The sequence below is a fragment of the Enterobacteriaceae bacterium Kacie_13 genome, from assembly GCA_013457415.1.
Taxonomy (GTDB): domain Bacteria; phylum Pseudomonadota; class Gammaproteobacteria; order Enterobacterales; family Enterobacteriaceae; genus Rahnella.
The window spans coordinates 3,421,466-3,435,419 of sequence record CP045665.1 but is presented as its reverse complement, the minus strand read 5'-3'; the positions used below and the strand labels follow the sequence as shown (position 1 = coordinate 3,435,419).

Genomic DNA, 13,954 nt, shown 5'->3' with positions numbered 1-13,954 from the left:
TATCAAGCAGATCGCGCGATAATTACATCATCCCTTTATTACCCGTGGCGACAGTGATGGAAATTCGCGTATACCGTCAAGAAGATTTCGAAGAAGTACTGACCTTATGGGAACGCTGCGATCTGCTGCGTCCGTGGAATGATCCGGAACTGGATATTGAGCGCAAAATTAACCACAGCCCGGAGTTTTTCCTGGTGGCGGAAGTTGGCGGAGAAGTGGTCGGCACGCTGATGGGGGGCTACGATGGCCATCGCGGTTCAGCGGGTTATCTCGGCGTTCATCCTGACTATCGCGGGCGCGGTATTGCCAATGCGCTGGTCAACCGTCTGGAAAAGAAGCTTATCGCGCGCGGCTGTCCGAAAATCAATTTGATGGTGCGCGCTGAAAACGATGCGGTCGTCAGTATGTATGAAAAGCTCGGCTATGAGATTTCAGATACGTTGTTGCTGGGTAAACGGCTGATTGAAGATCAGGAATACTGATCTCCTCGCGCATACAATAAAAAGCCCCGACAGGTGCAGGTGATTCACCGTCGGGGCTTTTTTTACGTCAGGGCATAACCGGCGAGATTATTTGATCACTTTTACGCTTTTGACGTCTACTTCCACAGAGTTCCAGTCTTTATCGACTTTACCTTCGATGCGGATTTTATCTTTTGGCGACACGTCCTGTCCCTGCCAGCGTTTGCCATCAATCTCTACGTTGAGGGTGCCGGTACTGTCGCGGAAAATATATTTGTCATGGTCGATGCGCTGATCGATAAAACCTTCCAGCATCACCCATTGATCGTCTTTCATGGTTTGCGCATCTTTCACCGTGCTCAGTGCGGTTGTTCCGGTGAATCCGCCCTGCGGTGCGGCCTGAGGTTGAGCTTCCTGCGCTGAAGGACCGTTAAAGCCGCCGGTCTGTTGTGCAAAGGCCGTCGCTGAACAAAGTGCGATGAGGGTTGCCAGAGTGATCTTCTTCATCATAATAGGTCTTCCTTAATTAACTGTTTCTGGTGAGTGTCAGCAACTATGGCATCTTTTGATGGGTTGCTGCGTTGAGAACCATTAAAACAGAGTGTTCTTAACGGTTTCTTAAGCTGCCATGATTATTGTTTAATTTCCCTTAATGTGCAGGAATGTTGTCCTCTTTTATGAACCCGGATGATTATAACGACCACGGTATGTTGCGATTGCCGCTGTGGTTCTGGACGATTTTAATTTTACAGGCGCGAACCTGGTTACTGTTTGTGATGGCAGGCGCGTCGCGTCAGCAGGGCAGTGATTTGCTGGCGCTCTTCTACCCTGATACCCGTAGTTTCTGGTCGGGCATTTTGCTCGGCCTGCCGCCCGCGTTGATTTTTTTGCTCAGCGGCCGCCGTCATGTATTTCCGCGTATCTGGCAGGCCGGTTACTGGTTATTGCTGGCGGGCATGTTTGTGACGTTCGCGTTGCAGGCACTCGCGCTGTGGCAAAGTACGGATATGATTTCCGGTGTCGATATCGTTCTGGCGCTGCTCGATGCTGCCGCGCTGGCATACTGGCTGCTGAGCCGCCGTCTGCGAGCCTGTTTCGATGCGGGGCAACGTCTGGTGTGATGCTTTTGAACTTTTACGCTAAGAAAGCACTCGAACTGGCGCTGATTTCGTAAAGCTATAAAACAGCTAAATATCCCATTTTTATGCTGCCGGTTTATCCGTCAGGCCGCACCGGCCAACGGGAACGGGCCGTCAAGGAGTGTACTGAATGACTGTTCGCATACAGGTTCGCCCGCTGTTGCTGGCGCTGCCTCTGATCCTCACCGGCTGTTCGTCAATGTCACACATGTCGATGCCGAGCGTGTCCTGGTCATCTTTCAATCCGCTTAACTGGTTTGGTAGTAGTCTGACCGTGTCCGACAAGGGTGTCGGTGAAATCACCGCCAGTACGCCCCTGACCGAAGAAGCCATTAAAGATGCGCTGGACGGTGACTATACCCTGCGCAGCGGCATGTCGATGAGCAATGGCAAAATGCTGAGCTTCTATCAGGCGATGAATGATAAAGACGTGAAAATGTCGTTAAGCGGCGAGCCTAAGGGCACCGTGCAGCGCGTTGACGTGGTAGATCCTAAAGTCGAAAGTGAATGGGGCGTGAAAATCGGTACGCCGTTTAGCGATCTCTACACTAAAGCCTTTGATGTTTGCGTGAAAGGTGAGAGTGACGATGCCCAAAACATCGAGTGTAAAGCGCCGCAAAGTACGCACGTTACCTACGTGTTCAGCGGTATCTGGCACGGCCCGGATTCTCTGATGCCTGCGGATGATTCGCTCAAAGACTGGAAAGTCAGCAAAATTATCTGGCGCGCTCATCCCGCGGCCGCAGCTGCGCAATAAAACCTGAAATTTGCCTCACTAAATCCTCAATGCCTTGCCTTCGCGCAAGGCATTTTTGTTGACATCCGGTATGATATCGCCGGTCAAATTAACGAGGATGAAAACATGACTCAGGTTCAGAGCGGCATCTTGCCCGAACATTGCCGTTTCGCCATTTACATTGAAGCGAAAGCTCAGGGCGACCTGGATGCGCTCCGGCAGGGCTGCCGGACATTTGTTGCTGCGCTCGAAGAGTTGCAGCAAAAGTTTCCTGATCAACATCTCGGCGCGGTGGTGGCATTTGGTCACGATGTCTGGCGCGACCTTTCCTGCAATCAGGGCGCGGATGAGCTGAAATCTTTCGTGCCGCTCGGCAAAGGGCTGGCACCGGCTACGCAGCGCGATATGTTGCTGCATATTCAGTCCTTGCGCCATGACGTTAACTTTGCGCTGGCGCAGGCGGCGCTAAAAGCCTTTGGGACATCCATTGTGGTGGAAGAGGAAACTCACGGTTTTCGTGCAATCGAAGAGCGCGATCTCAGTGGTTTTGTCGATGGTACAGAAAATCCGAAAGCCGAAGCCCGTGCGCAGGTGGCGATCATTCCTGAAGGTAGCGTTGATGCCGGTGGCAGCTACGTGATGGTTCAGCGCTGGAAACATAATCTGGTGCAGTGGGAACGCTTCTCCGTGCAACAGCAGGAAGAAGTGATTGGCCGCACCAAACTGACCGACGAAGAACTGGATTCAGAAACTCGTCCTGATACTTCACACGTCAGTCGCGTTGATCTGAAAGAAGAGGGCAAAGGCCTGAAAATTCTGCGCCAGAGCCTGCCGTACGGCACCGCCAGCGGCGAGCACGGTTTATACTTCATCAGCTATTGTGCGCGGTTGTGGAACATCGAGAAACAACTGCTGAGCATGTTTGGCGATCTGGATGGTAAACGCGACGCTATGTTGCGCTTCACCCGTCCGGTGACCGGTAGCTATTATTTCGCGCCTTCTCTGACCCGTCTGTTAGCGCTGTAAACTCTCTGTGCGCGTCCTTTCCGGGCGCGCTGTTTTCTCTTCATCCTCTTCCCACGTCTTATTTCTTCTCCGATTGTTAATGCCTTATAGCTTTTCATGCTTGAAAATCACCAAATGGTATATAAAACCGTTACAGCCTGACCCTCAGTTATAAATACACTGTGTGATATTGAGCGGCATTTATCAGCGTCGCATATCGGTTCACTCACCTAAGGCTAAGCATGAAAACTATCGGGTTTGCAGAAACGGGGTTGGGTAAAGCGTGGTTTACAGGCAACGTGCTGAAAGGTTCCGTGATGGCGATATTGCTGGCGAGTGGCACTGCCTCCGCCACCGAATTGCTGAACAGCTCTTATGATGTTTCGCGCGAGCTGTTTGCCGCGCTGAATCCGCCGTTCCAGAAACAGTGGGCCGAGCAAAATAACGGCGATAAACTCGAGATCAAACAGTCACACGCCGGTTCATCTAAACAGGCGCTGGCCATTTTGCAGGGCCTGAAGGCCGACGTGGTCACTTACAATCAGGTGACAGACGTGCAGATCCTCCACGACCGTGGCGATTTAATCCCTGTCGACTGGCAAACCCGTCTCCCGAACAACAGCTCGCCGTTCTATTCCACTATGGCGTTCCTGGTACGTAAGGACAATCCGAAGAACATTCACAGCTGGGATGATTTAACCCGTGCTGATGTGAAGCTGGTTTTCCCGAATCCAAAAACTTCCGGTAACGGGCGTTATACCTATCTGGCCGCGTGGGGTGCTTTCAATCTTGAAGATAAGAAAGATACCGCAAAGACACGCGCCAAAATGGCGAACTTCCTGAAAAACGTTCAGGTCTTTGATACGGGCGGTCGTGGCGCGACTACGACGTTTGTAGAACGTGGTCTGGGCGATGTGTTGATAAGCTTCGAATCCGAAGTGAATAACATCCGCAAACAGTACGGTGACGATAAATACGAAGTGATTGTCCCGCCGGTCGATATCCTGGCTGAATTCCCGGTGGCGTGGGTCGATAAAAATATCGAGAAAAATGGCACTGAAAAAGCGGCCAAAGATTACCTGAATTACCTGTGGAGCCCTCAGGCGCAGAAAATAATCACCAGTTTTAACTACCGCGTGTATGACAAAACGGCGATGGCAGCGGCCAAAGGGCAGTTTCCGGACACCCAACTCTTCAAAGTGGAAGATCAGTTTGGCAGCTGGAAACAGGTCATGGACACTCATTTTAGTACCGGCGGTGAGCTGGATAAACTGTTAGAGCAAGGTCACAAGTAATGTTGTTGTCGAGCAAACGCGTATTACCCGGATTCACCCTGAGTCTCGGCAGCAGCCTGCTGTTCGTGTGCCTGGTGCTGCTCTTACCTCTGAGCGCGCTGGTGATGCAGCTGTCCCAAATGACGCTGTCGCAATATTGGGATGTGATAACCAACGGTCAGGTCGTCGCCGCGTACAAAGTGACGCTGCTGGCGGCGGGCGTCGCCAGCCTTTTCAACTGTGTGTTCGGCATGTTGATGGCCTGGATCCTGACCCGTTATGAATTTCCCGGCAAAAGCCTGATCGACGGCCTGATGGATCTGCCATTTGCTTTGCCGACAGCGGTGGCCGGGCTGACGCTCGCAGGGCTGTTCTCCACTACCGGTTTTTACGGCCAGTGGCTCGCGCATTTTGATATCAAAGTCTCTTACACCTGGCTCGGTATCGCGGTGGCAATGGCATTTACCAGCATCCCGTTTGTGGTACGAACCGTGCAGCCGGTGCTGGAGGAATTAGGCCCGGAATATGAAGAAGCGGCTGAAACGCTGGGCGCATCGCGCTGGCAGAGTTTCCGTCGCGTGGTATTGCCGGAAGTGATGCCTTCACTGATGGCCGGCACGGCCCTGTCATTTACCCGCAGCCTCGGCGAATTCGGCGCGGTGATTTTCATCGCCGGTAATATCGCATGGAAAACCGAAGTGACATCGCTGATGATTTTCATCCGCCTGCAGGAATTTGATTATCCGGCGGCCAGCGCCATTGCCTCAGTAATCCTCGCGGCGTCGCTGATTCTGCTGTTCGCCATTAATACGTTACAGAGCCGCTACGGCCGTCGTCTGGGAGGCCAATAATGTCTGATATTCCGGCTTTTGCAGGCGAGTCCCGCGAGCGTATCGACTGGGTGAAATGGGCGCTGATCGGCACCGGCGTGCTGATTTGTATTCTGCTGCTGGTGATCCCGATGATCAGCATTTTTGTACTGGCGTTGTCCGACGGTATTGCTGCGGTGTGGAAGAATCTGTCGGATTCCGACATGTTGCACTCCATCTGGCTGACTGTACTGATGGCACTTATTACCGTGCCGGTGAATCTGATTTTCGGCACGTTGCTGGCCTGGCTGGTCGCACGCTTTAACTTCCCCGGCCGCCAGCTACTGCTGACGCTCATCGACATCCCGTTTGCGGTTTCACCGGTGGTCGCCGGTTTACTGTATCTGCTGTTCTACGGTACCAACGGGCCGCTGGGTGGCTGGCTGGACGCGCACAATATTCAGTTCATGTTCGCCTGGCCGGGCATGGTCATGGTGACGGTTTTCGTCACCTGTCCTTTTGTTATTCGTGAGCTGGTGCCCGTGATGCTGAGCCAGGGCAGCCATGAAGATGAAGCGGCGGTATTACTCGGCGCCTCAGGCTGGCAGATGTTCCGCCGCGTGACGTTACCGAATATTCGCTGGGCACTGCTGTACGGTGTGGTGTTGACTAACGCCCGTGCTATCGGTGAATTTGGCGCTGTCTCGGTGGTATCTGGGTCGATTCGCGGCGAAACCTATACGCTGCCATTACAAGTTGAATTACTGCATCAGGACTACAACACCGCTGGCGCGTTTACTGCCGCCGCGCTGCTGACCCTGATGGCCATCGTTACACTGTTTTTGAAAAGCGGCCTGCAATGGCGTCTGAAGCGCCACAACGACCGTCTTGAGCGGGAGGAAAGTCATGAGCATTGAAATTAACGGTATCAATAAATATTTTGGCCGCACGAAAGTGCTCAATGATATCTCGCTCGATATTGCTTCCGGAGAGATGGTGGCGCTGCTTGGGCCTTCCGGCTCAGGGAAAACCACGCTGCTGCGCATTATTGCAGGGCTGGAAAATCAGAGCGCCGGGCACCTGAGCTTCCACGGCAAAGACGTCACGCGTCTTCATGCCCGCGATCGTCAGGTCGGGTTTGTGTTCCAGCATTACGCGCTGTTTCGCCATATGACGGTGTTCGACAACATTGCGTTTGGTCTGACGGTGCTGCCGCGTCGTGAGCGTCCGAATGCCGAGGCTATCAGGCAAAAAGTCACCAAATTACTGGAGATGGTGCAGCTGGCACATCTTGCTAACCGTTATCCTGCGCAGCTTTCTGGCGGCCAGAAACAGCGTGTCGCACTGGCGCGTGCGCTCGCCGTTGAACCACAAATACTGCTGCTCGATGAGCCTTTCGGCGCCCTGGATGCGCAGGTGCGCAAAGAATTGCGCCGCTGGCTGCGCCAACTGCATGAAGAACTGAAATTCACCAGCGTTTTCGTAACGCACGATCAGGAAGAAGCGATGGAAGTTGCTGACCGTGTGGTGGTGATGAGTCAAGGTAATATCGAACAGGTCGGGGCTCCGGAAGAAATCTGGCGCGAACCGGCGACCCGTTTCGTACTCGAATTTATGGGTGAAGTGAATAAAATCAGCGGTGACATCCGCGGTTCGCAGCTGTACGTCGGCGCGCATCATTGGCCGCTGGAAAACCCGCCGCTGCATCAGGGGCCGGTCGACCTGTTTCTGCGCCCATGGGAGATGGAAATCACCCCGCAAAGTAATGCGCGCTGCCCGTTGCCGGTAAAAGTGCTGGAAGTCAGTCCGCGCGGGCACTTCTGGCAACTGATCGTGCAGGCCGAAGGTTGGCATAACGAACCGCTGGCGGTGGTGCTCTCACAAACTCATGGTGCCAGTACGCCGCAGCGCGGTGATCGCTTCTATGTCGGTGGCCTCAATGGACGCTTATATGCCGGCTGTCAACAGCTGCAACCCGTTGCGTTAGCGAAGAGCGCCTGATAATTGGATGTTTTTGGGCCGGAAGTAGCAAAACGCTCCTTTCGGTTCACTGCTGTAATCCTCTGTTTAACTCCGTTTTTGTGGTAATTTCTCCGACATCTTGTTTGTTCACTTCGAGTAAAAAATGAAAGCTAGGGTATTCTATGCAAAGAACTGAATACCTCTTTTAAACCTGTAAATTAAGAACCCACTAAATTCTAAAACACCCCAAAATAGGTAGTAAATCCATGTGAGGTACGTTATTAATGGATAATGAGAATGAGTAATAAAACTGACTAATTAACATGCGACTTAATATCCATTTTGATGAATAAATGGGGGTTTTAATTAGCATTAAAACAAGAATTTGCAAGTTTTGTTGTAATATTCCTACTGATTGGTGAGTGAGTTTTAAATTATTGATTTATATCGTTTTTTAATTAAGTTTTAATTGAATTTGGAAATATAAAATAAGTTTGTAATTATTATTTAATAGCTTTTTTGTATGGTTATGTTTTTTAAATAAGTCATAATTATGAGTATAGAATAGTGTTGCTATATTAAAAATAGCTCTCTATACTGCGGTCAATAAATCGGGTTACCTGTTTATGAATTGAAAAGATTTCTAATCTGACAAATGTCAGGGAGCCGTCATGGATGGGGTTAGTATGAATAAGATATTTTCTTTAACGGCACTGTGCTTTATGGTTTTCGCTTCTGCAGGTTGTAGCAACAAGTTGTTGCCCGTGCAGCAGCAGGTGAAGCCAGGGCGTGAAGCGTGCAATAAAGAATTTGTGGCTTTAGGTAAGCTTGATCCAAATGCCTATGCGTTATACACAAAACAATTTGCTGAAATTAATAAGTCTTATGCCACCTTCAAAGCGCAAGGGGATAATCTTAATAAAGATGCAAAAGAAGTCCTTGGTCTTGAAATTGATGCCAAACTTCAACTTGTTTGCGCAAGAGTGAAAAATTCCGCATTCCAGAATATGCAAAAAAGATCAGTTGAATTAAATGCCCTATAATGTTGATATTTTAATTAAAAGAAGTAATTTTGATAAAGTATATATCGGTATTTAACTTCGTGCTTTATGATGCGTTTTATTGTGAGTGCATCCCTTGTGGTTAAGTCGAATTCATCTGCAAAAACATTATCAATATGCTCTGCCACCTTTATTATTGCTGCATATATGATGCTGTTTTTTACGAGTGTTGTTAGTGTTGTTAGTGTTGTTAGTATGGAAGCCTAGAGTTTGTTCCTTGCATAATACAGGTAAGCATTTAATTTATCTCCTAATGAATATTAGCAGGTCGGGTAAATGCTGGGTGGATTTCTTTCGGAATTACTTACTGATATTTATATGGAAATACAACGGGTAGTAATCTCTTTTAAATCTTTTAAATTATGGAAAATATAATGAATAACATTGTTAACAAAATGAAATCTAAAGCAAAAAACACTCTTACCCTGAAAAAGCAACGTGGTATGAGCTTACTGGAAGTTATCATCGTACTGGGCATTATCGGTACTATGGCTGCAGCAGTTGTTATCCTGGCACAGCGTGCATTTACAAGCCAGGATATTACTGATCTGGTTGATAACACTAACTCCGTACGTGTCGCAGCTGGTAACGCCTATCACGATGTCGGTATTTATCCGGAGAAAGCAGGCACTGCACTGTCACTTACCCCATCAACAATTGAAACAAGTAAAGGCGAAACTGCGCCTATGGTTGCGACACTGGTGCAGTTGGGTCAGGTTAGCGCGACAGAAATTAAAAACGGCATGTCTGGTGACTACTTCATGATGCAGGGTGTGAAACTGACGGCTGATGCAGAAGATGGTTCAACTAAAGGTTTCGTATTGGCATTGAATGGTCTGGATGCAGGTTCATGCCGTAGCATACTGACTCAGGTTGGTAACACCTGGGACTTCGTCCAGGTTGCTACAGCTGCAGCTGGTGCAGATCCAACCCTTCCTACGTCACTGGATGGTGATGTTGCAATCACAGCTACCGGTGGTGGCCCAACTGGTGTTATGAAAAGCCTGGCAGCAGCCGGTGGTGTAACAATTTCGCCTGATGCAGCCGCTCAAGCTTGTTCTGATAATGATAACAACGCCGTAATTCTGGGCAGCAAATAAGTAATATCTCCCCTCCCTTCCGGGAGGGGAATTTTAAATCGTGTTTAAAAGGCGGTAATCAGGTGCGAAAGGGAAATTCTGGTTTTTCACTTCTGGAAATAATTATCGTTCTAGCACTGATAGGTATGATGCTTGTAATGCTGGCAAATTATAAGAAGAAACAAATAGATGAAACAAGTCGTCAGATAACTGCTAACGCTATTGTACAAGAAATGTATGGTTTACTGAAGTTTGTTAATGAAGATGAAGTTGCGATGGATAATTCGCCCAACACATTAACTAACCCATTATATACTAAGGATAAAGGCAGCATTGACTCCTACAAGAATGTTTATTATAAACGTGTGAGCAATGCAGGGCTACTGGATACCATGCAGGCATCGGATTATCTTTCTTGGAAAGGTTCGAACTCCAAACGTGCATATTTTACGAGTAAAAGTTGCGATGGAACAACGGCCGACCCGACTAAAGGTCAGGTAAATAGAAACTTTGAAGTTGATTATATACGTTGTAAATTACCCAATATTGCTCTTGTAGGAAATATGCAACTTGAGCGGGTTGATTTAGTAGGCAGCGCTACTGAAGCGCTTGCAATTGATCGTGTTGACTATACGGTGAAATTTGTTCCCGATCGGAAAACTGATTATCTTTATTTTGAAAATTTTAAACCAGCTTTTGATAAGGCATTAGAAAATTATAAATTAACCTATAAACAAGCTGTTGTTCTTGCCAGACCTAAAGGATCTGCGGATAAGGATTGGGTTGTAGTCATCGTCAACAAAGCGGGTAATAAAAGTGCTATAGATTTTGGCGATGTCGCTAACCATACGGGCGATTTGGCTAATCCGCAAGGGCATGACTATGCTATCCGATTCAGTTTTGAAACTGGTATTGGTAAATATGCAAAATCTGATGGCTCTGTTGGTGTAGATAAGCAATGTTGGAATATTAACAAAAGAATGACAGGTCCTTGTATCGAGGCTGATGACTCAGACCATTTGGCTATCTACAGTGGAAGCGGTAGTACTACAAATAAACCAGGCTTATGTTGGGATTCCAAATCGAATAAAAGCCTGCCTTGTTTATCGGTATCGGAAGGAGATAGTACTGGCACCAATGGTGATGATCAGACTATGCACCTGACGACTGAAAAAGATAACAAAACGGTCACTGGAACCTTGATGGCAAACATTATTGTTGAAAATACCGGTAATGTTGATGCTAAAGGTGCCCCCGAATTACTAACCGTGCCCGTGGTTGAATATCGCGCCTTTGGGAATGATTTTTCAGATGCTAAAAAAGACAATGATTACGTAGGTAATGTTGGCAGCGAAAAAGGGACAATGAAAGTGAATGTCCAGAAATGCCCTACTGCACCAGGGGGGCGGAAAATGTATCCAAGGCTGGTAGCCGCGATTTCCTCTGTCTCTGCAGATGTCGGTGAGGACTCGGATAGCAAAGAGAGTGAAAGTAACTTTTCGAATTTGGCACAAAACCGTACCAGTTTAGGTGCAGTAGGCCGGTTAGCCGGCGTAGCCCTACAGGTAAATTTGAATAGTGAAACCACAAACTGGACCGTAAGTGCCACCTCGGCACTTTACGATAACCTGACAGGTGCAGGTATTAACCTGATTAACTCACAATCGGTATCTGTGGTGTTGACGTCATGGTGCAGTACGACTAAACAGTAATTTTTGTAAGCACGGCTGAATGATTCAGCTCTATATGAGAATAAAGTATCCAGGAATATTTATGAACAAAAGGGACGCAAGGATGATGCAAAAAGCGATGGGTTACTGCCTGCTGATGTTTTCGGTATCTGCTGCTGCATCTGAGGCTGGTTTCACTGAAGCGCAAAATCGCGATCCCTTTAGTGAATCCCGGAGCAGTGATGATAAGACAGAATACCCGTCGGTATTGACAGCACCAGATTTTGAAGCGTCAGTAACCAGTGTTAAGCCACAGGTTAAACCAGCGGCAGTTGCTGCTGCTCCGAAGATGACACCTAATACGTTACGTACTCCGGTACAACCGGTTATGTCAACCGGTACTTCTCCAGTACAGAGATATGCATCTGCAGTCTCCAGTTATCCCACGCGGGCGCTGGTTCTGCATGAAAATATTTTACTGAGTCAGGGCTTAAATCAGTGGGCTAAAGATTCAGGTTACAAAATGCTGTGGAATAGTAATAAAGATTACATGATTTACAGCACCATCACCTATACCGGTGCAACGACTGATGACGTACTGGGTGATCTCGGCAAATTATTCGCCTCTGAGAATTATGGTTTGGTCATAAAATTGTACCAAAAAAATAAAGTTCTACTTGTTGACGAGCAATAATAAGCGAAATGAATAAAATGATTATGAAAAATAAAATTGGAATCTTATCGCTGCTTTTCATCATGCAAGGCTGCACGACAATTGACCAAAAATACAACCCTGATACTCTTACTGACAGTAAAGAAGGAAAAGTTACCACTACGGATGATGTAAAAACACGTCCATACCAAAAGTTTGACGGTGCTTTTTTGGGCAAGCAAGTTGACTATAATGCTAAGACCCAGGAGTTGCTGGCCAAAAAGGTAAATATTCAATCCTATGAGCAAATGGATTTGAATACTTTAATGAGCGCGGTTGCCGAACAAACCGGGATCAGTTTCCGTCTGGATTATGCAATGCCGGGTTCCGGCACGGCCAAAATTGACGAAACTAATGATCCAAGAAAGGATACCCGTAGTGTCAATTTTAACGGTAACTTCGAAGAGTTTATGCGTTATATTTCAGCGTTGTATGACGTTACCGCAAAACTGGATGACAACAACGTATTAAAATTAAGTCTGTACAACTCATATATTATTAAAATGGATTTCTATGGGGGAGATACTAAGTCTGAATCCAGTCTCGATATTGCCGGGAATGCCTCTACGTCGAGTGGTGGTTTGAAAGGTAAGGTTGAAACGAAATTCGATTCATCCTATTGGGATGATGTTGATGATATGGCGCAGAAGTATATCTCCAGTGGGGTTTATACAATTTTTAAAGATGCCTCTATCTTGACGTTTGCAGGTCGCCCTTCAGAATATAATGCCTTAAACGAAGTACTTAAGAAATATCAGGTAGATAATAATAAGCAATTCGTCATTACTTATAAAATCTATACCCTGGATAAGAGTAAAATAAAGGAGTTAGGCGCAGGTGCAACAATGCAGTATAAGAGTGGTGGTACGACATTCAATATCGACACCAATAAAGTCCTGACTAATATGGATGGTGGGATGTCCTTTGGCCGTAATTTCTATGCGGGATCTGGTCACACCCTAAATGTGAGCGCACAGATGGATGCGCTGTATGAAATCACTGGTAATAAAGTGATTCAGAGTGGCTCCTTTGTTACGCGTAACGGAATATCAATTCCGCTAAACATGACGCAGACGCAGAATTATGTATCCGGTCGTACTAAAACGACAAACGATTTGACTTCGACTGAGGACACCTCAATTGAAACTTCAGAACTGGTAACCGGCACCAGTTTTATTATCACGCCACGTGTGCAAACCGATGGCCGCATTGAAGTAGTTAGTGGTTTCACTAAGCGGTATTTGAATGAAATGCAGACGTTTGATTCAGTCCAGTTGCCTAAAACAACGACGACTGAAATGTATAATACAACGATGGTTTCAGCTGGCAGTATGTTGATGGTAGGGAAGTATGAAGCACAAGAATCAAGCGATGGCCATAGCTACGTTATGTTAGGTGCTGATGCGACAAATAATGAGTCAAGTGTGACAGTAGTTACTGTAGTAGGTATTGATTATTACCGTGCGCCAACTTCCGCGAAGTGATTTGTCATGATTAAATATCTGTCCGATAATAATTTATTGACTGGTTTGATCTGGGAACCAGAGAATATCGGCCATATGGGTAGAAATTACCAGGTATGGATTAACAAAATTCGCCGCACCCATGGTCAACTGGTTTATACCACACAAGATGGTGGATTACTAAAAGGATATTCAGAAAGGCGTTCGTCTGATTTTGAACCCTTCGCAATTCATGTTAAAAATGAATATGGAGATGGTGTTTATTTCTTCAATGATGGCAAAGATGGTGAGGATGTTTACTATCTTATCATTAGTAACGACCGGATAATAAGCGGGAGCGATAAAGTTGTAAAAAAGAGTTTTTTTGACTCACTGATGCTGGACATAAAGGAAAGTGTTTATTCCGGCCTCGAAATAAAGGAGTTGAAAGAGCAATGGATAGAAAGTATTGCGCTAGTATGTCATCAAAGGCAATCTATTATAAAAAGAAAGCAAAAACTATTTGTTATCGGCGTCGCTGTTGTTGGCATATTTTTGCTGGTATTAATGGCAATATTACTTAATATGATGCTCTCTTAGGTGG

The 13,954-nt window shown here is 47.1% G+C and carries 15 protein-coding genes; 14 read left to right on the top strand and 1 reads right to left on the bottom strand.

Annotated elements, in window-relative coordinates; all coding sequences use genetic code 11:
• Positions 1-56 precede the first annotated feature (56 nt).
• Complete coding sequence (locus GE278_15675) at positions 57-482, top strand: GNAT family acetyltransferase (protein QLK62122.1); 426 nt, start codon at positions 57-59, stop codon at positions 480-482.
• Positions 483-569: 87 nt separating this feature from the next.
• Here GE278_15675 and GE278_15670 read toward each other — a convergent pair whose 3' ends face one another.
• The gene (locus GE278_15670; GenBank protein QLK62121.1) at positions 570-971 is read right to left on the bottom strand and encodes a YgiW/YdeI family stress tolerance OB fold protein; all 402 of its coding nucleotides are present in this window, start codon (positions 969-971) and stop codon (positions 570-572) included.
• A gap of 167 nt (positions 972-1,138) precedes the next feature.
• On the opposite strand from GE278_15670, the gene GE278_15665 reads away from it, so the two are divergent.
• The 13 genes from GE278_15665 (at position 1,139) to GE278_15605 (ending at position 13,950) form a co-directional block, all read left to right on the top strand.
• Complete coding sequence (locus GE278_15665) at positions 1,139-1,582, top strand: DUF2919 family protein (protein ID QLK62120.1); 444 nt, start codon at positions 1,139-1,141, stop codon at positions 1,580-1,582.
• Between the two features lie 148 nt (positions 1,583-1,730).
• Positions 1,731-2,357 carry an RpoE-regulated lipoprotein gene (locus GE278_15660; protein ID QLK62119.1) on the top strand — a complete coding sequence of 209 codons (627 nt, stop codon included), beginning with the start codon at positions 1,731-1,733 and terminating at the stop codon, positions 2,355-2,357.
• Between the two features lie 105 nt (positions 2,358-2,462).
• Complete coding sequence (locus GE278_15655) at positions 2,463-3,362, top strand: Dyp-type peroxidase (GenBank protein ID QLK62118.1); 900 nt, start codon at positions 2,463-2,465, stop codon at positions 3,360-3,362.
• A 296-nt stretch (positions 3,363-3,658) separates the two neighbouring features.
• Complete coding sequence (locus GE278_15650) at positions 3,659-4,636, top strand: sulfate ABC transporter substrate-binding protein (protein ID QLK63315.1); 978 nt, start codon at positions 3,659-3,661, stop codon at positions 4,634-4,636.
• On the top strand, positions 4,636-5,466 hold the full coding sequence (gene cysT, locus GE278_15645) for a sulfate/thiosulfate ABC transporter permease CysT (protein ID QLK62117.1): 831 nt from the start codon (positions 4,636-4,638) through the stop codon (positions 5,464-5,466). Before GE278_15650 ends, cysT begins: the two co-directional genes overlap by 1 nt.
• Complete coding sequence (gene cysW / locus GE278_15640; GenBank protein QLK62116.1) at positions 5,466-6,341, top strand: sulfate/thiosulfate ABC transporter permease CysW; 876 nt, start codon at positions 5,466-5,468, stop codon at positions 6,339-6,341. Before cysT ends, cysW begins: the two co-directional genes overlap by 1 nt.
• Positions 6,331-7,425, top strand: coding sequence for a sulfate/thiosulfate ABC transporter ATP-binding protein CysA (cysA, locus tag GE278_15635; GenBank protein ID QLK62115.1), 1,095 nt, complete (start codon positions 6,331-6,333; stop codon positions 7,423-7,425). The genes cysW and cysA overlap by 11 nt, the downstream gene beginning before the upstream one ends.
• Positions 7,426-8,072: 647 nt before the next feature.
• Positions 8,073-8,429, top strand: a complete 357-nt coding sequence (locus tag GE278_15630) for a hypothetical protein (GenBank protein ID QLK62114.1) — start codon at positions 8,073-8,075, stop codon at positions 8,427-8,429.
• Positions 8,430-8,821: 392 nt separating this feature from the next.
• Positions 8,822-9,547: a type IV pilus major pilin gene (locus GE278_15625; GenBank protein ID QLK62113.1), complete on the top strand. Its 726-nt coding sequence runs from the start codon at positions 8,822-8,824 to the stop codon at positions 9,545-9,547.
• On the top strand, positions 9,544-11,238 hold the full coding sequence (locus GE278_15620) for a prepilin-type N-terminal cleavage/methylation domain-containing protein (GenBank protein ID QLK62112.1): 1,695 nt from the start codon (positions 9,544-9,546) through the stop codon (positions 11,236-11,238). The genes GE278_15625 and GE278_15620 overlap by 4 nt, the downstream gene beginning before the upstream one ends.
• A gap of 346 nt (positions 11,239-11,584) precedes the next feature.
• Entirely contained in the window at positions 11,585-11,890 is a 306-nt protein-coding gene (locus tag GE278_15615; GenBank protein QLK63314.1) for a pilus assembly protein, read from the top strand.
• 23 nt (positions 11,891-11,913) lie between these two features.
• The gene (locus GE278_15610; protein QLK62111.1) at positions 11,914-13,392 is read left to right on the top strand and encodes a type II and III secretion system protein; all 1,479 of its coding nucleotides are present in this window, start codon (positions 11,914-11,916) and stop codon (positions 13,390-13,392) included.
• A gap of 6 nt (positions 13,393-13,398) precedes the next feature.
• A complete protein-coding gene (locus GE278_15605) occupies positions 13,399-13,950 on the top strand; it encodes a pilus assembly protein (GenBank protein QLK62110.1) in 552 nt (183 codons plus the stop codon).
• The last annotated feature ends 4 nt before the right edge of the window (positions 13,951-13,954 follow it).